Origin of the sequence: Chryseobacterium aquifrigidense, assembly GCF_006716485.1 — a bacterium.
GTDB lineage: Bacteria > Bacteroidota > Bacteroidia > Flavobacteriales > Weeksellaceae > Chryseobacterium > Chryseobacterium vietnamense.
Genome location: NZ_VFPD01000001.1, coordinates 1,225,733 through 1,244,158 on the forward strand (window position 1 = coordinate 1,225,733; position 18,426 = coordinate 1,244,158).

Annotated in this window: 18 protein-coding genes; 7 read left to right on the forward strand and 11 right to left on the reverse strand. The window is 40.5% G+C overall.

All coding sequences use genetic code 11. The annotated features are described in order from the left end of the window. Nucleotide 1 precedes the first annotated feature (1 nt). The 7 genes from FB551_RS05375 (at nt 2) to FB551_RS05405 (ending at nt 7,883) form a co-directional block, all read left to right on the forward strand. Complete coding sequence (locus FB551_RS05375; protein ID WP_142015767.1) at nt 2-1,891, forward strand: amidohydrolase; 1,890 nt, start codon at nt 2-4, stop codon at nt 1,889-1,891. A 12-nt stretch (nt 1,892-1,903) separates the two neighbouring features. Next, nucleotides 1,904-2,329 carry a DoxX family protein gene (locus FB551_RS05380; RefSeq protein WP_142015769.1) on the forward strand — a complete coding sequence of 142 codons (426 nt, stop codon included), beginning with the start codon at nt 1,904-1,906 and terminating at the stop codon, nt 2,327-2,329. A gap of 1 nt (nt 2,330) precedes the next feature. Further along, a complete protein-coding gene (locus tag FB551_RS05385; RefSeq protein WP_142015772.1) occupies nt 2,331-2,804 on the forward strand; it encodes a Dps family protein in 474 nt (157 codons plus the stop codon). Nucleotides 2,805-2,808: 4 nt separating this feature from the next. Next, nucleotides 2,809-3,474 carry a YoaK family protein gene (locus tag FB551_RS05390; protein WP_142015775.1) on the forward strand — a complete coding sequence of 222 codons (666 nt, stop codon included), beginning with the start codon at nt 2,809-2,811 and terminating at the stop codon, nt 3,472-3,474. Between the two features lie 45 nt (nt 3,475-3,519). Then, entirely contained in the window at nt 3,520-5,787 is a 2,268-nt protein-coding gene (locus FB551_RS05395; protein WP_142015778.1) for a tetratricopeptide repeat-containing sensor histidine kinase, read from the forward strand. A 12-nt stretch (nt 5,788-5,799) separates the two neighbouring features. Continuing rightward, nucleotides 5,800-7,152 (forward strand): sigma-54-dependent transcriptional regulator, encoded by a 1,353-nt coding sequence (locus tag FB551_RS05400; RefSeq protein ID WP_142015780.1) that lies wholly within the window; start codon nt 5,800-5,802, stop codon nt 7,150-7,152. Between the two features lie 116 nt (nt 7,153-7,268). Beyond that, the gene (locus tag FB551_RS05405; RefSeq protein WP_142015783.1) at nt 7,269-7,883 is read left to right on the forward strand and encodes a TMEM175 family protein; all 615 of its coding nucleotides are present in this window, start codon (nt 7,269-7,271) and stop codon (nt 7,881-7,883) included. Here the strand turns inward: FB551_RS05405 and FB551_RS05410 are convergent. From FB551_RS05410 to FB551_RS05460, 11 genes are all read right to left on the reverse strand, one after another. Beyond that, nucleotides 7,880-8,362 carry a hypothetical protein gene (locus FB551_RS05410; protein WP_142015784.1) on the reverse strand — a complete coding sequence of 161 codons (483 nt, stop codon included), beginning with the start codon at nt 8,360-8,362 and terminating at the stop codon, nt 7,880-7,882. The genes FB551_RS05405 and FB551_RS05410 overlap by 4 nt on opposite strands. Nucleotides 8,363-8,367: 5 nt before the next feature. Continuing rightward, on the reverse strand, nt 8,368-9,921 hold the full coding sequence (locus FB551_RS05415) for a sigma-54 interaction domain-containing protein (protein ID WP_142015787.1): 1,554 nt from the start codon (nt 9,919-9,921) through the stop codon (nt 8,368-8,370). Between the two features lie 147 nt (nt 9,922-10,068). Then, the gene (locus FB551_RS05420; protein WP_142015789.1) at nt 10,069-10,890 is read right to left on the reverse strand and encodes an alpha/beta fold hydrolase; all 822 of its coding nucleotides are present in this window, start codon (nt 10,888-10,890) and stop codon (nt 10,069-10,071) included. Between the two features lie 47 nt (nt 10,891-10,937). Then, on the reverse strand, nt 10,938-11,456 hold the full coding sequence (locus FB551_RS05425) for a DsbA family protein (RefSeq protein ID WP_142015792.1): 519 nt from the start codon (nt 11,454-11,456) through the stop codon (nt 10,938-10,940). 2 nt (nt 11,457-11,458) lie between these two features. Continuing rightward, complete coding sequence (locus tag FB551_RS05430) at nt 11,459-11,920, reverse strand: redoxin domain-containing protein (protein ID WP_142015794.1); 462 nt, start codon at nt 11,918-11,920, stop codon at nt 11,459-11,461. Between the two features lie 4 nt (nt 11,921-11,924). Continuing rightward, nucleotides 11,925-12,617 carry a YoaK family protein gene (locus tag FB551_RS05435; RefSeq protein ID WP_047430804.1) on the reverse strand — a complete coding sequence of 231 codons (693 nt, stop codon included), beginning with the start codon at nt 12,615-12,617 and terminating at the stop codon, nt 11,925-11,927. 5 nt (nt 12,618-12,622) lie between these two features. Continuing rightward, nucleotides 12,623-13,669, reverse strand: a complete 1,047-nt coding sequence (locus FB551_RS05440) for a cupin domain-containing protein (RefSeq protein WP_142015797.1) — start codon at nt 13,667-13,669, stop codon at nt 12,623-12,625. A gap of 127 nt (nt 13,670-13,796) precedes the next feature. Further along, nucleotides 13,797-14,354: a hypothetical protein gene (locus FB551_RS05445; protein WP_142015799.1), complete on the reverse strand. Its 558-nt coding sequence runs from the start codon at nt 14,352-14,354 to the stop codon at nt 13,797-13,799. Between the two features lie 201 nt (nt 14,355-14,555). Beyond that, nucleotides 14,556-15,107 carry an antibiotic biosynthesis monooxygenase gene (locus FB551_RS05450; protein ID WP_142015802.1) on the reverse strand — a complete coding sequence of 184 codons (552 nt, stop codon included), beginning with the start codon at nt 15,105-15,107 and terminating at the stop codon, nt 14,556-14,558. Between the two features lie 22 nt (nt 15,108-15,129). After that, the gene (locus FB551_RS05455) at nt 15,130-16,188 is read right to left on the reverse strand and encodes an NADH:flavin oxidoreductase/NADH oxidase (protein ID WP_142015804.1); all 1,059 of its coding nucleotides are present in this window, start codon (nt 16,186-16,188) and stop codon (nt 15,130-15,132) included. An 11-nt stretch (nt 16,189-16,199) separates the two neighbouring features. Then, the gene (locus FB551_RS05460; RefSeq protein ID WP_142015806.1) at nt 16,200-18,407 is read right to left on the reverse strand and encodes a hybrid sensor histidine kinase/response regulator; all 2,208 of its coding nucleotides are present in this window, start codon (nt 18,405-18,407) and stop codon (nt 16,200-16,202) included. Nucleotides 18,408-18,426 lie beyond the last annotated feature (19 nt).

The window sequence follows — 18,426 nt, forward strand, 5'->3', positions numbered from 1 at the left end:
GATGAAAGCAGATCTCATAGTATACAACGGAAAAATTCACACTTTCAATCAGGAAACTCCGGAAGTTTCTGCAGTGGCCATTAAAGACGGGAAAATTATTGCGGTCGGAAATGACGGACTGGCAGACCAGTTCGCAGATGAAGCCACGGAACTGATTGATCTTAAGAAGAAAAGAGTGGTGCCGGGAATCAATGATTCTCACATCCACCTGATCCGTGGCGGATTGAATTACAACCTGGAATTAAGATGGGATGGCGTTCCCTCACTGGCTGATGCGCTCAGAATGTTAAAAGACCAGGTAGACCGTACACCTTCTCCGCAATGGGTTCGTGTTGTAGGAGGATGGTCCGAATTCCAGTTTGCAGAAAGAAGGATGCCTACTTTGGAGGAAATTAATGCCATCGCTCCCGAAACACCGGTTTTTATCCTGCATTTATACGACAGGGCCTTAATGAACAGGGCAGCATTGAAGGCGGTAGGATTTACCAAAGATACTCCGGCTCCGGCAGGCGGACATATTGAAAGAGATGCTAACGGTGAGCCCACGGGGCTGATTATTGCGACACCCAATGCCATGATTTTATACTCAACACTGGCAAAAGGTCCGAAGCTTTCCTACGAACACCAGCTGAATTCTACCAGACACTTTATGACAGAACTGAACCGCTTCGGAATTACCAGCGTCATTGATGCCGGAGGAGGATTCCAGAATTTCCCGGACGATTATCAGGTGGTGAACGAACTGAATGAGAAAAAACAGCTTACCGTAAGGATCGCCTATAATCTTTTTACCCAGAAACCTAAGCATGAATTTGAAGATTTCAGCGATTGGATCGATACTGTAAAATTATACCAGGGCGATGACATGTACCGCCACAACGGAGCAGGAGAGATGCTGGTATTTTCGGCAGCAGATTTTGAAGACTTTCTTCAGCCAAGACCGGATCTGCCTGAAAACATGGAAGCAGATCTTGAAAAAGTAGTCCGGTTACTGGTAGAAAACCGCTGGCCATTCAGACTTCACGCCACCTATAATGAAAGCATCACCCGGTTTTTAAATGTTTTTGAAAAGATAAACCGCGATATTCCCTTCAATGGTCTTCCATGGATTTTTGATCATGCAGAAACCATTGATGAAAAAAATATCGAAAGGGTAAAAATGCTTGGCGGCGGAATCGCTATCCAGAGCAGAATGGCCTACCAGGGAGAATATTTTGCAGACCGTTATGGTTCCTCGGCAGCAGAAAGTACACCACCCGTGAAAAAAATGCTGGGAATGGGAGTTCCTGTAGGTGGAGGCTCGGATGCAACAAGAGTAAGCAGTTATAACCCGTGGGTTTCCATGTATTGGCTGACCGCAGGAAAAACCGTTGGCGGACTTCAACTGTATCACGAGACAAAGCTGGACAGGGCAACCGCACTGGAACTGTACACAAAAGGCAGCGCATGGTTCTCTCAGGAACAGCAGAAAAAAGGTGATATCAGAGTGGGGATGTTTGCTGATCTGGCAGTTCTTAATCAGGATTATTTCACAGTTGATGATGAAGAGATCAAAAATATTGAAGCGGAAATGACCATTGTAGACGGTAAAATAGTCTATGCAAAAGGAACCTTTTCATCCTATGCACCACCATCCGTTCCTGTACTTCCGGATTGGTCTCCAACGAATCTTTATAATGGATATTACCCTGTTGGCGGACACGTCCAGAAAGAAATAGAGAAAAATGCAAAACAGGATTTAAAAGTTCCTTTAGCTTCACAAATTCATAGCTGTGCAGGAAGCTGTGATATTCACCATCATAACCATAACCAGGCAAGGATGAGCAACGTGCCTGTTAACAATTACCACACATTCTGGGGAGCTCTAGGCTGTTCCTGCTTTGCTTTTTAAATATCAATACATATGGAAATTTTAAAACAGATCCTTTCATCGGATTTAGGCTCAACATTCAATGATGCTTCATTTCTGGTTTTCCGGGTACTCCTTGCGATTCAATTGTTCAGAGTGCATGGCTTAAAGAAATTCAGGCCGGAAAACGGACAGAGGGAAGTGATCCCAAATCCTCTGGGATTGCCTGATCAACTCAATGCCATAGTCGCTTCATTTGCTGATCTGGTGGTTCCGTTTCTGATTATTTTAGGACTGGGAACCAGACTTGCAGTTTTACCGACCATCGGCGTGACGGCTATAGGATATTTTGTGGTTCACAGAAAAGATTCACTGGAAGTACGGGATGTTCCTTTTATGTACACTCTTTCCCTGTTACTGATTCTTGCATTGGGAGCAGGAAGATATTCACTTGATTATTACCTATTAAATCTATTATAAAATGAAAACTTCAATCGGAATTAAAAACGAAAATTTAGCAAAAGTTGCTGAAGTACTGGTTAGCACTTTAGCAGACGAATTTCTATTGTATACCAAAACAAGAAAAGCACACTGGAATGTGGAAGGAGCGGATTTTTACAATAAACACCTGTTTTTCGAGACACAATACGGACAGCTGGACGATATCATCGATGATCTGGCTGAAAGAATCAGAACGCTGGGCCATTATGCGCCGGCGACTTTAAGGGAGTATCTTGCATTAACGCATCTGTCTGAGCATCATCTGGAATCGAACGACAGTCTGACCTATATCAGAGCACTTCTTTCCGACCACGAAAGCATCATCATTCATCTTCGTGAAAATATTGAAAACTTTGCTGTTGAATTCCGTGATTCAGGTACAAGCGACTATATTACCGGATTGCTGGAAACTCATGAAAAAATGGCCTGGATGCTCCGTTCACATTTAAAATAAAAAAATGGAAGTAAAACATAATATCGGTTTTGTCACCTTATTGTTAACCATGATTGCCGGATATTGCGATACTGTGACTTTTGTATCGGCAGATGCCCTTTTTTCGGCCCATGTTACGGGAAACTTTATTGTCTTTGCCTATCAGTTTGTGAAAGGATCGGATATTCATGCCTGGGTAAAGCTGCTTACTTTTCCGGTATTTATTCTTGCGGTTATGGCAGGAGGAAGAATCGCCGGGAAAGTCATTAACCATTATACCCTGTTGTTCTGGGAAGGAGCATTGCTTTTGTCGGCCGGAATTATTGTTGCCGTTTTCAGTTACTATGGAACATTTTCAGAAGTCGTGATGTATACTGTGGCTATGATTACTGTTTTTGCAATGGGACTTCAGAATGCTTTCGGAAAACTCTATGCAAAGGACACTCATGGCCCGACTACCATGATGACAGGAAACGTGACCCAGGCTTCCCTGGATTTCGGAACGCTTTTATCAAACGGCTTTCACCATCCTGACGCATGGGCAAGCCTGAAGAAGCAACTGATTACCATACTCGGATTTCTGGTAGGCTGTTTTTTAGGGGCTTATGCAGGAAAACAATATGGGTTGGTAACACTGATTGTACCGGGGCTGGCAATGATCATCTGCTATTTTTACCACCGTAAAAACTAGTATTCGGCTATGGCAGATTACAGGATAATAGATTACCTTTAAAAAATGAATTTCAGTCTTTATTTTTTATCTAAAAATCTACTAAAGATAGTATGTTTTTCGTTGGTTTTGATGTTTTCATGCAATACAAAAGCACAGACCCAGGAAAATCCTGCACTGTTGAGAAAACAGATTTCCTCTTCCATCAATACAACTCAGAAAATCACTTTATTGCTGCGCCTGAGTGACTATTACATTACTAAAAAAGGGGAGTTGAAAGCTGATCTCGACAGTGCCGCTATTCTGAACAGACAGGCAAAAGCACTGAATATGAAATCCGGAGATCCTATGTCTGCCGGAAAACTCATCTTTCTGGATGCTAAAATAGATAAAGAAAGAGGCAGTAAAAATATTGCTTTTTCCAAAATGAAAGAGGCGCTTTCTTATTTTGAAAATCATCATTTTAAGGAGCAGGCCGGAGAAGCATACAATGAATTATCATATATGTATGACAATAAACCTGAATACTTTGATACTAAAATCAAACTGAAAGAAAAAGCATTGGAACGTTTTAAGAATTCAGGATCAAAACTGAATCAGGCAGGCGTTTTAAAAGATCTTGGCGAGCTTTATTACATGAAGGAGAATTCCGACAAGGCTCTGGAATTGCTCAAAGAATCGCTATCTGTTTACCAGTCGGCGAAATTCAAAGAATTACAGAGTGTGTACAATCTTATTTCGCAGGTTGAAATTCAGAAGGCGGATTACGAAGAAGCGCTCCGTTATGGTCTTCTTGCAGAAAAAACAGCCGAAAGTGTGAATGATTACTCTTTGCAGATGTGCTCTATTTACAGCAATATCGGAATGGTGTATTATTATCTTCGTAAGAATGATGATGCCATGAAGTATTGGGAAAAATCACTGGCCACAGCAAAGAAAAACAAAGATAACGGCTATATAAGAACGGTAGCCAATAATATTTCTACCATGCTGATCAGACAGAGAAAGTTTAATCAGGCTATTACCATGATTCAGGAGTACAGAGAAAGGTATCCGATTGTAGATCAGAATTTTGAAATGTCAGAAAACTATATTCTGTTCAGTACCTACACTATTTTAAAGCAGTTTAAAGAAGCGGAAGCCTATTACAAAAAACTGGTGGCTTATTACGGTGAAAATGCAGAAAAAAACAACCAGCAGGCGTCATTGCTGCGAAGCTTTGTTTTCTATCATTACCAGACCCGGAACTTTAATAAAATGTATCGTGAAGCCAGACTTTTTGATTCAATTGCTAAAAATAACGGAAATGATATGCTTCGCTCGGAAAATCATTTAATGTGGTTCAAAGCAGATTCCATACAGGGAAAATACCTTGATGCTATACAGCATTATCAGCTATACAAGAAACTTTCCGATTCTGTTTTTAACGGTGAAAAAAGCAAGCAGATCAACAGCCTTAAAATTCAGTTTGAGACAGAGCAGAAGGATAAAAACATTCAACTGCTGACCCAGAAAGCAAAACTGCAGGATATTAAGATTGCCAATGATACCTTTATCAGATATGTCTTCATCGGGAGTATTCTGGCGCTGATCCTTTTTGCAGCTTTGCTGTATAACCGTTCAAGATTAAAAAGCAATGCCAATAAAAACCTTGAACTGAAACGTAAACAGATTGATGAGCAGAACGAACAGCTGAAGAAATTACTTTCTGAGAAAGAATGGCTTTTAAAGGAAATTCATCACAGGGTTAAAAATAATCTGCAGATTGTGATCAGCCTGTTGAATACACAATCGGCTTATCTGGACAATGAAGATGCCCTGCTGGCTATTCAGAACAGCCAGCACAGAATGCACGCCATGTCTCTTATCCACCAGAAGCTTTATCAGTCTGATAATCTTTCAATGATTGATATGTCGTGGTATATTTATGAGCTGATTACCTACATCAAAGAATGTTATTCATCCGACAGAAAAATTAATTTTACAGTGGATACGGATAAAGTATTTCTTGATGTAGCACAAGCGGTTCCGATGGGGTTGATCGTTAATGAAGCAGTCAACAATACCGTAAAATATGCATTTCCGGATGACCGGAAAGGTGAAGTTTCTGTTTCGTTTAAAAATACAGGTGAAGACCTTTGTGAACTGAAGATCTCAGATAATGGAGTGGGGCTTCCGGAAGATTTTAATATCGAAGAAACAGAATCTTTGGGGATGAATCTGATGCGCGGACTTACCGATCAGCTGGATGGAACCTTCCATCTTGAAAACAATGGTGGCTTAAAAGTGACGATTACCTTCAGAAAAAATACAGAAATAACTCCTTCAAATTAAAGGCTGATTACCATGAAAGAAAAAATATTAATTGTAGAAGATGAATTTATTGTAGCCAATGATCTGAAACTGATGCTGATGAAGGCCGGTTACCAGGTTACAGGAATCGCGTCTTCAGTGGTTCAGGCCAGGAAACTGATTGCAGATAACAAACCAGATTGGGTGCTTCTTGATATCATCTTAAAAGGTGATCTTACAGGAATTGATCTGGCCTGGGAACTGCGTGAAATGCATCTGCCTTTTCTTTATATTTCAGCCAATACCAACCAGTCTACTCTGGAAGCAGTGAAAGAAACACAGCCCTACGGGTTTATGGTAAAGCCTTTCCGGGAGCGTGATATGATTGTTATGCTTGATATTGCCAGATACCGTTATGATATGGAAAGAGGCTGTGAATTGTGCACTGATACCGGAAATAATGAAGTTATAGAAGGAATTATCGGGAAAAGCAAGGTGCTTCAGGATGTCGTTGAAAAAATAAGAATAGTCGCTCCTACAGATACCTCTGTTCTGGTGGTCGGGGAGAGCGGAACGGGAAAGGAAAAAGTAGCCCACTCCGTTCATGAGCTTTCAGACCGCAGCACTCATCCTATTGTTGTGGTGAACTGTGCTGCACTGCCGCATGCGCTTATCGAATCCGAATTGTTCGGGCATGAAAAAGGAAGCTTTACCGGAGCCAATACATTGAGGATCGGAAAATTTGAACAGGCCAATGGAGGAACAGTCTTTCTGGATGAAATAGGAGAGCTGCCACTGGATTCGCAGGTTAAACTGCTGAGAGTTTTACAGGAAAAAGAAATTGAAAGGCTGGGAGGAAATAACACGATTAAAGTAAACGTAAGAATCGTAGCAGCTACCAACCGTTCTCTGGAAAAAGAAGTGGCAGAAGGAAGATTCAGGCTGGATTTATATTACCGTTTGAATGTTTTCCCTATTGAGCTGCCCCCGCTGAGAGAACGAAAGGAAGATATTGTATTGCTGGCCCATTTTTTCCTGAATAAATATGCAGCGGCATCAAGAAGAAATATCACATCCATCAGTGAAAAAGCGCTGGAGCAGCTATTGAATTATCACTGGCCGGGAAATATCCGCGAGCTGGAGCATCTTATTGAAAGAAGTGTTCTTCTGGCCAAAACTGCAGAAATAGAACGTTTTGACCTGCCTGAAAACATAGAAAAACCTATAGAAACACAGGGCCCATTGAAATCACTGGAAGATATGGAAAGAGATCATATTATGAATGCACTTCAGACTTCCAACGGAAAAGTTTCCGGACCGGGTGGTGCCGCGGAACTGTTGAAAATACAAGCTCAGACTTTATATTCCAAAATGAAAAAACTGGGAATTGACAAAGGCTATAAATAATCCCGGACAAAGCTAGCCGGAGATAATATTTCCTTTCAATTTTTAATCATAATTCTTCAAATAATTGGAGGATTAAAATCATTATGTCTTTACAATATTAAATCAATCAGGTAATTATGGAAAAAGAAACGCTCAGAATAGAAGGGTTCAGCGATGGTGTTTTTGCAATAGCCGTTACGCTTTTGGTGCTGGATCTTCACTTCCCCGAAGAGAACTCAATACAAAACGGGAATGATCTGCTGATCTTTCTGAAGAATCAGTGGCCGGCATTTCTGGCATTTATCCTTTCATTTTTTAGCATCTTTATCATGTGGGTGAATCATCATAAGATTTTCAAACAGATCTACAGCCGGAATTCAGCAATTACGTTCGCCAATGGACTGATCCTTTTTCTGGTGTCAGCAGTTTCTTATCCTACCGCTTTGCTGGCAAGGTATTTTGACGGTGAAGCCTCTTCTGTTGTCGTGGCACTTTATACCGGTATTTTTGTCCTGATTAATCTTGCTTACAATTTACTATGGTTTCTGGCCACCCGTAATAAAAAGCTTTTGCGCCCGGGTATTACTGATACGGCTATAAAAAAGATCCACAACAACTACTTGTATGGACTTCCTATTTATGTTATGGCATTAATCCTGTCATTCTGGATCCCGGCCTTGTCGCTGCTGATCATTTTAGGACTTTGGATTTTCTGGGCATTGTCTTCTGGGAAAATAGAAATGGTTGATTAAAAAGGATTATGTCCCTGTTTTACATCATCAATCTGATCTTCTATATATTGAGAGAGAGTCTTGTTTAAAAGGGACGTAATAAATTGGATATCGCTCCTTGACGGTAAATAGGCTTGTCTTATTATTGGATCATCTCCTTCATCCAGATATATAAATAAAAATTGATCCCCTGCATTATAGGCATCGACAACAAAAAAGTTTCTGTTGATATTTCTATTATAGAACAATAACCACGACCTGGCAGCATCTTGAAGTTCTTCCTGAGTTTCAAAAATATTATAATCCAGAACATAACAATAGTTTCCTGCAAGAAATAAAAGCTCTTTTAAAACTTTTGGAAAAGCTTGTCCATTGTTATATTTTACTTCAAGCTGTTGTATTTCTATAGGCGAAATTGGTTTTATCCTTCCTTCATATTCCTGATTATTGGGATATGCTGCCGGATTACTCTGTAAATATTTTAAAAGCTCTATTTCCATATTGATTATTTATTATAATAATGTTCCTTCTCTATTCCAAGTTTCTGCATTTTGGAAATAAGTGTTGTTGGTGGTAATCCCAGCAGTTTCGCCGCACCTGTTTCCCCGAAAATACGGCCGTTACATTTTTTGATTATTTTTAAAATATATTCCTTTTCAAATTCCTGCAACGTTTTAACCTGAAAATCCTGATCCGTGTTTTGAGGGTTAATAACTTTTGGAAAATCCATTTCCTTGATGATATTTCCTTTTGCCGTCAGCATGCTTCTTTCAACCATATTTTCCAGTTCACGGATATTACCCAGCCATGGATTGGTAATCATCATTTTTACTACGTTTTGAGAAAAACCATTAATCTTTTTGCCTGTTTTAGGATATAATTTTTCAAGGAAATAATCTGCCAGCAAAGGAATATCTTCCTCTCTTTCCCGCAGGGCAGGAAGGTGGATAGGAAAAACATTCAGCCTGTAAAAAAGATCACTTCTGAACCGTCCTTCCGCCACTTCTTTTTCAAGATTCCTGTTGGTGGCCGTAATGATCCGTACATTTACCTTAATCCTTTTATTTCCACCGATTCTTTCAATTTCTTTTTCCTGAAGAACCCTCAGAAGCCTTGCTTGTAATTCCAGGGGAAGTTCACCAATTTCATCCAGAAAAATAGTGCTGTTATGGGCCTGTTCAAACTTCCCTTTCCGCTGCTCTGTTGCTCCCGTGAAGCTTCCTTTTTCATGCCCGAAAAGTTCAGATTCTATTAAGTTGGCAGGAATAGCCGCACAGTTTATCCTGATCATTTTCTTTCCCGAAAATTCTGAAAGTTCATGAACCGCCTGTGCTATAAGCTCTTTTCCCGTACCCGTCTCTCCAAAGATAATCACATTGGATTGTGAAGGAGCTACCTGTGTGATCTGTTCAAAAATGAGCTGCATCGCTTCACTTTGCCCCACAATTCCCTGAAAGCCGTGTCTGCTTTTCTTGTCTTCTTCAATTTCTTTCGGAAAATTTGGGATATTTCCCTGAAATGTTTTCAATTGCTCCTGAATATCAATATTATGAAGAGTAATGGAAAGCTGGGTAGAAATGCCGTTTAAAATCCTTTCCGGAATACTGTCTCCTGAAATAAAGCTTCTGTAGAAAAGGAAAAGTACATTTTTACTTTCACTGACATTAGGCAGTCCCAATCCGACAGCCATCCGCATTCCCGAATTTTTAGCTTCGGTAAAACAGGAAGGAAGCGGTGACCATTCTTTAAGATCAAAAAGCAGCGGTTCTGCGGAATCAAGACAATTTTTTAAATGCCTGTCAAGCTGTTGATCTGTAGTATAGTTCTGATTTTCAATCCGGCTGCCGAGTATTTCAATAGCTCCTTTATCATCTCTGATAATCATACAATCATTGAATCCCAGTTCAGTTTTGAAAGATTTGTTGAAAGCAAGCTGAAGCTGTTTCTTATCTAAAATGGTAGAAAACTCTTTGGTTAAACGGGAAATCATAAGCTGTTCTTTCTGCATGTCCTGCAGGCGTTTTATCATTTCTGCATTAGAATCAGAAGGCTTACTCATAGAAATTCTTGCTTGAAAGTTTAAAGATAGGAAAATTGAGAAAAAATATATCCATGAGTTCTGAACTTTTGTGTCTTTAACTGTTGAAATAAAAAAAGATGAACTTTAAAGGTTCATCTTCAGTATATTGAGAAAAGATTTGTTTTTTTAAGATCGGATAAATTCCAAAAGGTCTTTATTAATTGTCTCATGTTCTGTAGTCGGCATTCCGTGAGGGAAGCCAGGATACGTGATCAGCTTTCCGTTCTTTAATAATTTAATAGATTTTAATGCAGCATTGGCAATGGGAACAATCTGGTCATCTTCACCATGCATCACCAAAACAGGAATATCCACAGCTTTAAGATCTTCAGTTAAATCTGTTTCTGAAAAGGCCTTGATTCCATCATAATGCGCTACGATTCCCCCCATTAATCCCTGTCTCCACCAGTTTCTTTGTATTCCGTCTTTTACGTTCGCTCCTTCTCTGTTGTAGCCATAGAAAGGGAAAGTCAGGTCAAAATAAAACTGGTTTCTGTTGTTAAGGGTCTGTTCCCTGATATTATCGAAAACTTCCATAGGAACGCCGTCAGGATTCGTTTCGCTCTTCACCATTACCGGCGGAACGGCACTGATCAGTACTGCTTTCTTAGCTCTTCCATTGGAATATTTGTTAACATAGCGGATTACTTCACCACCACCTGTTGAGTGCCCGATGTGGATAACATCTTTCAGGTCTAAAAATTCAACCAATTCTGCAGCATCAGATGCATATTGTTCGATAGTATGATTATAAATGTTCTGGCTGGAGCGGCCGTGGCCTCTTCTGTCGTGGGTAACCACTCTGTAGCCTTTCTGCAGGAAGAAGATTACCTGTGCATCCCAATCGTCAGATGATAAAGGCCATCCGTGGTGAAACATTAATACAGGTCCTTGTCCCTGATCTTTGTAAAAAATTTCTGTTCCGTCTTTTAATGTTAATGTGCTCATGTTGTTTATTTTTAATGTTATGAATTGATTTTTAAATATTTTTCTGATTAATAGGCTGTATTTTCCCGTACCAACTGAAAAAGATCTTCGGCACCGCCGTTGAATTTATTCCCGTTTATGAAAAAAGAAGGCGTCCCGTTTACGCCGCTGATGATGCCGCTTTCAAAGTCTGTATCTACTTTTTCTGCCAGTTCCTGCTTATGCATATCAGCTTTGAACTGAGGAACATTTAAACCCAGTTTTTCCGCAAGGTTTAATGGGAGACTTTCGTTCAGGAATTCCTGGTTTTCATAAATGGCATCATGCATTTCCCAGAATTTCCCCTGTAAAGCTGCCGCTTCTGCCGCCAGTGCTGCCGTTCTTGCATACTGATGCATTTCTGACAGCGGAAAATTTCTGAATATAAATCTGATCTGATCTCCGAATTCTTTCATTAACTCTTTAAGAACCGGATAAGCTGCTCCGCAGTAAGGACACTGATAATCCCCGTATTCTACAATAACTAAGCTGGCATCTGAGTTGCCTTGAGTGTGGTCAGCATTGCTGACTGATGGTTTTAGTGACATAATTATTTCGTGTTAAGTTTTTCTAATGCTTCTAAAATTCCGTCTGCACCAGGATTGATGGCAGTGGGAGAGAGGTAGCTCCATTCGATGATGCCGTCTTTATTGATGACAAAAAGAGCTCTGCTGCATTCTCCTTCTTCGTCATTGTAAACACCATACTTCCTGGCTGTTTCTCCCTTGGCTTCAAAATCTGCAAGCAGCGGGAAGTGCAGGTTTCTGGATTGTGAAAATGCCAGGTGGCACCATTTGCTGTCTACGGAAATTCCGAAAATCTCCGCATCATATTTTTTGAAATACTTCAGCATTTCGTTGTATAATGCCATCTGGTCACTACACACCGGGCTCCAGTCTGCCGGGTAAAATGCAAGGATAACGTTTCGTCCTCTGAATTCGGATAAGGTAATTTTCTGATCCGGGGTTGCAAATAATGTAAAATCAGGGGCAACCGTATTTTTTTGTAGCATAGGATTAGTTTTTAAATGTTGGAATTGGTATTGTTAATGCACAGATGAGGAGTAAGGCTGCCGGAAATATCAACGTCCAGTTTTCTAAATAAAAGAGCAGGAAAGGAGCTGCTAAAGCACCGGAGAGAAAGCCTATCCATAAGAATAACAAATGAAAGACATTCACTTTGTATTCCTTCCGCTCGTCTGCATGATCACTCATCACAAATAGGGCAGCAGTTTTTGCCAGGCTGTTTAAAGTTCCTGTCACAAAATCGGTGTTGATCTTTTGTTTCCCCACTGAAGTGACAATGGTATTCATAAGGCCCATCGAAAAACCGATAACGGCTACAGACACTCCATTGGCCATATGCTCATAATAATCAGTGATACTGTAAAGGATCATCATTCCGGAAACCATGTAGAAGATTATCTTTGTACTTCTGAACTTCTTTGATAATGATAAGCATGTTCCTGTATAAATCCCTGCCAGAAAAAAGCTGATTGCAATAACAGAACTAAAGATAATACCATATTTTTCACTGAAAACAGCCGCTCCCAGTTGGGTGGTATTGCCACTCATGAAAGAAACATAGGTTTTCCATTGTATCAGCCCTGTAGCATCGGTATATCCTGCAATAAAAGCAAGAAGTACTGCCAGTTTCTCCTGTATTCTGACGGTTCTGTCAGGGAACAGGATTTTTGTTTCAGGAATCACAGTCGTTATTTTCCAGGTTTGATGAATACTTTCTTTTGCGGAAATTTTTCTATTTCTCCTTCTTTCAGTCCAAAATTGGTGATGACCACATCTTTCGGGTTTCCTGCCAGCCATTCGCTGATATCAATAGATTCGTAGGTGCCGCTATTAAATCCGATTAAGACTTTACAGACCGTATCTCCGGTATTTTTGATATAATGCCCGGCTCCCATAGGCACATAGCCTACATCACCTGCGTTGAACTGCTCCGTCACAGAAACTCCTTCGGCCAGGAACACCGACATTTCTGCCTGTCCTGAAATAAAATACTGCCATTCATCCGCATTAGGATGCCAGTGCATTTCTCTTAAAGCACCGGGCTGCAGCTCCAATATAGAACCGGCCATTGTGGTGCTGATCGGAAATTCCTTACTCGTAACCAATCTTTGTAGACCACCACCGGGAATGACCCTTGGTTGCTGAGAATGCAGAGGATAACGGTGCAGGCTTGTCAGTTCAATGTCTGATTCCTCAGGACGTGCTGCGGCATTCACAGAGAGTTCATCCGGAACAACTCCTGCTGCAAAATATACCTCTTTCTGCGGAAGTTCTGCTACTTCTTCAAGGCTCAGCCCTAAATTCTGTGCAACGATTTCAGGAGGCATACTTGAAACAAAATCCGTAACGCTGAAGGTATGGTCTTCTGAAAAATTACCGTTGTCAAAAATCAGGATAAAATGACATTCCTCTGTTCCTGTAGCCTGGATAGAATGTCCGTAGCCTTTCGGAAAATACCATACGTCGCCGGGTTCAAAATTATCGGTATAACTTCGTCCGTCCGGATGGATAATGGTAGTACGCACCGTTCCTGAAATCACATATGCCCATTCTGCAGCGTTGGCATGCCAGTGAAGTTCTCTCATGCTTCCGGGCTGCAATCTCATGGATACTCCGGCAATGCCTACAGAAGCGGGAAATTCTTTTACAGAGGCTCCTCTCGTTGTACCGCCGTCATTGGTACGGGGTTCTTTTTTTTCTAATTCGTATCTGAAACTTAATGATGAAGGATTCATAGTATTATTTTTTTGTGATTAATTCTTTGTTTTGTTATCGTAAAGCTACTCCGGAATCTGGCTTTTTTTTAATGTCATTCGGTGAAAAGGCAAAATGAGTCGTTGGGAGTATAGATATATTGGCACTTTAAAATGGCTGGTTATATTGACCTGTTAATGCTTTATTTTCAATACTTTTTGCAAAGTTTGGTGTTTCTTCATGATTGTGGGTATCAGAAGCGGCCTGTCTGGATGCAGCGGCATCTGCAAGGTTGATCCCATGTTCTTTTAGATATTCAAACATTTCGGGAGTGGCCGTCGCATGAATTTCATTGGTGTAAAGACAGGTGTTTTCATCAATCTTTGTTACTTTCAGTTCCCATAGAACCTGAACTTTTGTACGTCCGTTTTTGGTAATTGAATCCGAGATGGAAAGCATTCGACAATAGTCCGGACGGTGAATATCTGCGATATAATGCTGTACCATCAGTGCATCTCCAATGGTTTCCACATTTAAAGACACTGGTTTGCCATCAAAAGTAACAGAAATGGCAGCTCCGATATGCTGAGTCGAACAGCGTTGGTATTCGGCATCCGGAAGATTAAGCAGCCAGTCTGCGATATTCACTTTTTCTATAGGTGCATTGATGGTGGCGCTTACGCTTGAATGGGATAGTGCGTTTTCGGGTGTTTGTAAGATTTCCATAGTTGTTGGTTTTGATTGTTATGTTATTGATGATGTAAAGCTACAAACCGACCATTCTAATTTTTACCGATGTTCGGTCAACAGGCGAAAACAATCGTTGAATAAGCTGATGATGTTCAAATGGTAAAGAGATGAACTTTATTGAAAACAAAAAATCACTGTGGTTTACAGTGATTGGTAATAAGTAATTGTAAAAAGCGGTTATTTATACAGCCATTTTTTGATCAGTCTGGTATAATTGGGCATGACGGCAAACACCATCAGAAAAACAATGATTCCGGAATTGATAAGTCCGTCAGAATAATGATTGACCGGAATATGTAAATATCGTAAAACAGGAACTATCAAAGCTGGAATGAGGACAGACAGCGGATAAATAGCTGACCAGGTTGCCAGAAACTGTTTCCAGCGTACCGGAACTTTATTTCCTTCATTTTCTGCAGTAAAAAGAAAATCAAGTCCGGATCTGATCTGGTAATGGTCATTTTTTCTAAACAATGGACTGGCTTTCTCAATGAGTTGTTTCCGGTTCTCCGATTCCATCCAGCTTTTAATATGATTAATCGTATCAAAACGGATAATGACGGTATACACAAAAGTCAGATCAGGAATCGGACGAATAATCTGCAGATCAATAAAACCTTCAGAATGTTTGGTAACAGGCACAATTTCGTCCAGCCATTTTTCATACTGTGATTGTTTTCCATCCAGAATATGATGGGTAATCACTACGGAGGCACCTTGATTTTCCATAACTGATTTTTTAAGGTTTTATTTAGTACGCTCTTTTATACTGCCACGGAATTTCTGTTTCAACGCCTAATGCTTTAGCAGAATGGATAGCAAAATAAGGATCTCTCAGATGTTCCCGGGCAATGATCACCAGGTCAGCATCCCCATTGACAATAATATCATTGGCCTGTTCTGCTTCTGTAATCATTCCGACAGCTCCTGTCAGAACCCCGGTATGCTCTTTAATGGCTTTTGCAAAAGGAACCTGGTATCCCGGAAACACTTTATCCTTGCTTACATTGGTAAATCCTCCGCCAGACGCTGTAATGAAATCTACACCATTTTCTTTAAGGATTTCCGAAAGTTTAATGCTGTCTTCCAAAGTCCAGGCTTCATCGGATTCTATATAATCAACTGCAGAAATTCTTACGAAAAGAGGCATTTTATCAGGAATAACTTTCCTGATTTCCTGAACGGTTTCTACAAGAAAACGAATTCTATTCTCAAAGCTTCCGCCATATTCATCCTGTCTTTTATTGATTACTGCGGAATAAAACTGATGGAATAAATAACCATGACCTGCGTGAAGTTCAATGGTATCAAAGCCTGCTTCAATAGAAAGAAGGGCTGCCTTAACAAATTTCGTCTGTAATTCCCGAATCTCATCAATCGTGAGCGCTTGGGCAAAAACGCCATTGAATTCGTGAGCAGAAGAAGATTTTACCGTCCAGCCTCCTTCTTCCGGAGTGAGAGGTTTCATTCTTTCGTTGGGATGCTTCAGACTTCCTTTTCCTCCTGCATGCCAGAGTTGGACCCCTATTTTTGCATCCTGTTCGTGAACAAAATTCACGATATTGGCCCATGCATCTTTCTGTTCCTCGTTCCAGATTCCTACATCAGATAATGTAGCCAGGCCTTCTTCTGAAACGGCTGTACATTCGGTGAGAATCAATCCTGCGCCGCCAACTGCACGGCTTCCAAGATGTACGAGGTGCCAGTTGCCAGGAACTCCGTTTTTAGCGCTGTATTGCTGCATAGGAGATAATGCAATCCTGTTCTTTAGAGTCAGGCTGCGAATGTGTATCGGTGAAAATAAATTCATTTTTTCTTTTTTTAAATTGTTTTTGAAAATGCTTCAGCTTCGGAAACCGCTTCTGACAGAACTTCCTGTACTTCTTCAAGTATTTTTTGCAGATCCGGGTTTTCTCCCGAAGCTGTTTCAAGAATATCGAGTTTTTCTTTTAAAACCGGATGTAATCCCATGATGGCAATGCTGGATTTCAGATCGTGAGCCCACAGTTTTACACCCTGAAAATCCCCGTTTTCATAAGCTGTTGTCAGTTTTTGTACATGGTTGGGAATATTTTCAATAAACTGTTGCGTGACCATTTGTTCGAAACTTCTGTCGCCGCCGCTTACCGTCTGCATATAGGTGAGATCAATGTAGCGATAATCAGATGAAGGGATTTCACTTTTCTCTTCCTGGCTGTTCTTTTCTTTCAATCCGAATTTTGAGATCAGTGTAAATAACTCTTCTTCATTAACAGGCTTGGAAATATATTCGTTCATCCCGCGGCTCAGGCATCTTTCTCTTTCTCCTGCCAGTGCATGGGCGGTCATTGCGATAACCGGAATATCCAGTCTGAGTTCTTCCCGTATTTTCTGGGTTGCAGCATATCCGTCCATCTGCGGCATCTGTATATCCATTAAAACCAGATCGCATGCATTGCTTTTGAGATAGCTTACTGCTTCAAGACCATTCGAAGCAATATGAAAATCAATATTCCACTGTGAAAGCAGATGTTTCATCAGGCTTTGATTAATCACATTGTCATCAACTACCAGAACTTTCAGGGGTGTATTGGATTTATCTTTAAAGTAATGCGGATCAGCAGACGGCAATACAGTAAGCTGTTCTTCAGCAATTCCGTAAGGGATATAGAAATGAAATGTAGTTCCTTTACCCTGTTCACTGCTTACTTCGATGTTTCCGTTCTGTAATACAATTAAGCTTTTCACTATAGATAAGCCTAATCCTGTTCCTCCGTAATTTCTTGTCGTTGAATCTTCTCCCTGGTTGAATCTTTCGAAGATTTCGGTGAGCTTTTCTCTGTCGATTCCAATTCCTGTATCTGAAATTTTAAATCCAAGAATGGCTTCCTTTTCTGTTTGCTGTTTACTGTAGATTTCAACAGCAATATTTCCCTGATGGGTAAATTTTATGGCATTTCCGATGAGGTTCACTAAAATCTGGGTCAGTCTTGTGGCATCTCCCACCAATGTGTCAGGAATGGAAGGGTCAATGGTGCTTGAGAGGGTAAGTCCTTTCTCTCTGGCCCGTTCTGTAAAAAATGTTTCTACGGAATTGACCAGCCCGTTGATGCTGAAAATTCCGGGAGTAATGCGCATCATTCCTGCTTCAATTTTGGATAGATCAAGAATGTCATTGATGATGGCCATCAGGTTTTCTCCGGAACGTTGTATGGAAGAGACAAATTCTGCTGAAGTTTCATCCAGAGGACGCTTCTGAAGTAAATTGGTGAAACCTAGGATTCCACTTAATGGAGTTCTGATCTCATGGCTCATATTGGCCAGGAAGTTTTCCTTGGTCTGTGCTGCCACCAGTGCTTTTTTCTCGGCAATATCAAGTTCGTTTATGAGTAATCTCTGACGTTTAAACTGACGGAGAATGTGATATCCTACGACAGAACCTCCCAGAATCAGTAAGATCAATATTGAAATATCATAAAATCTTGCTTTTTGTCCCATTTCCTCACTTTTCTGGCTGAGTTCAACCATATTCAGTTTTCTGCTTTCATATATTTTAGCCGTGATTCTGGTAATTTCATTGGAGATATTCCTTGCGCGGGGGTTGGCAATGGAGGTATTATCATCCATATTTCCAACAGACAGGTAACGGTTCAGAAGCTTATCTTTGGTTGTCTTCTTTTCCATGGCAAGAACACTTAACCGGTGAATCAGCTTTTCTTCTTCAGCATTTACATTATCTTTGGATAGAGAATCCAGAAAATTTTCTATCTGATTGATTTTTTGATCAATGCCTTCGAGATGCGTAGTGTCATTCGTTGCAATAGAAGCTCTGATTCTGCTTTCCACCCCTAGAATATCACGGTCAATCTCACGTAAATGATTGCTTGACCGCAATTCGCTCAGCAAGGTATTGTTATTCTGAATCAGCGCCTTCGTATTTCCTGCAGAATTAAGCTGAACAGCTATCAACAGGAGTGAGCCTGCAATAAATGTCAGGATGATAAAGTAGCTGAATCGCTTGTTATCCATTACTGAAGATATATTTTTCATAATTAACGGTCTGATTTAA

What these genes read in the sequence shown, in the direction of transcription:
- FB551_RS05390 (WP_142015775.1), top strand. Translation starts at nt 2,809, where the DNA reads ATGGAAGTAAAACATAATATCGGTTTTGTCACCTTATTGTTAACCATG.
- FB551_RS05460 (WP_142015806.1), bottom strand. Translation starts at nt 18,407, where the DNA reads ATGAAAAATATATCTTCAGTAATGGATAACAAGCGATTCAGCTACTTT.
- FB551_RS05445 (WP_142015799.1), bottom strand. Translation starts at nt 14,354, where the DNA reads ATGGAAATCTTACAAACACCCGAAAACGCACTATCCCATTCAAGCGTA.
- FB551_RS05450 (WP_142015802.1), bottom strand. Translation starts at nt 15,107, where the DNA reads ATGGAAAATCAAGGTGCCTCCGTAGTGATTACCCATCATATTCTGGAT.
- FB551_RS05395 (WP_142015778.1), top strand. Translation starts at nt 3,520, where the DNA reads ATGAATTTCAGTCTTTATTTTTTATCTAAAAATCTACTAAAGATAGTA.
- FB551_RS05380 (WP_142015769.1), top strand. Translation starts at nt 1,904, where the DNA reads ATGGAAATTTTAAAACAGATCCTTTCATCGGATTTAGGCTCAACATTC.
- FB551_RS05375 (WP_142015767.1), top strand. Translation starts at nt 2, where the DNA reads ATGAAAGCAGATCTCATAGTATACAACGGAAAAATTCACACTTTCAAT.
- FB551_RS05430 (WP_142015794.1), bottom strand. Translation starts at nt 11,920, where the DNA reads ATGCTACAAAAAAATACGGTTGCCCCTGATTTTACATTATTTGCAACC.
- FB551_RS05385 (WP_142015772.1), top strand. Translation starts at nt 2,331, where the DNA reads ATGAAAACTTCAATCGGAATTAAAAACGAAAATTTAGCAAAAGTTGCT.
- FB551_RS05415 (WP_142015787.1), bottom strand. Translation starts at nt 9,921, where the DNA reads ATGAGTAAGCCTTCTGATTCTAATGCAGAAATGATAAAACGCCTGCAG.
- FB551_RS05400 (WP_142015780.1), top strand. Translation starts at nt 5,800, where the DNA reads ATGAAAGAAAAAATATTAATTGTAGAAGATGAATTTATTGTAGCCAAT.
- FB551_RS05425 (WP_142015792.1), bottom strand. Translation starts at nt 11,456, where the DNA reads ATGTCACTAAAACCATCAGTCAGCAATGCTGACCACACTCAAGGCAAC.
- FB551_RS05455 (WP_142015804.1), bottom strand. Translation starts at nt 16,188, where the DNA reads ATGAATTTATTTTCACCGATACACATTCGCAGCCTGACTCTAAAGAAC.
- FB551_RS05410 (WP_142015784.1), bottom strand. Translation starts at nt 8,362, where the DNA reads ATGGAAATAGAGCTTTTAAAATATTTACAGAGTAATCCGGCAGCATAT.
- FB551_RS05420 (WP_142015789.1), bottom strand. Translation starts at nt 10,890, where the DNA reads ATGAGCACATTAACATTAAAAGACGGAACAGAAATTTTTTACAAAGAT.
- FB551_RS05405 (WP_142015783.1), top strand. Translation starts at nt 7,269, where the DNA reads ATGGAAAAAGAAACGCTCAGAATAGAAGGGTTCAGCGATGGTGTTTTT.
- FB551_RS05440 (WP_142015797.1), bottom strand. Translation starts at nt 13,669, where the DNA reads ATGAATCCTTCATCATTAAGTTTCAGATACGAATTAGAAAAAAAAGAA.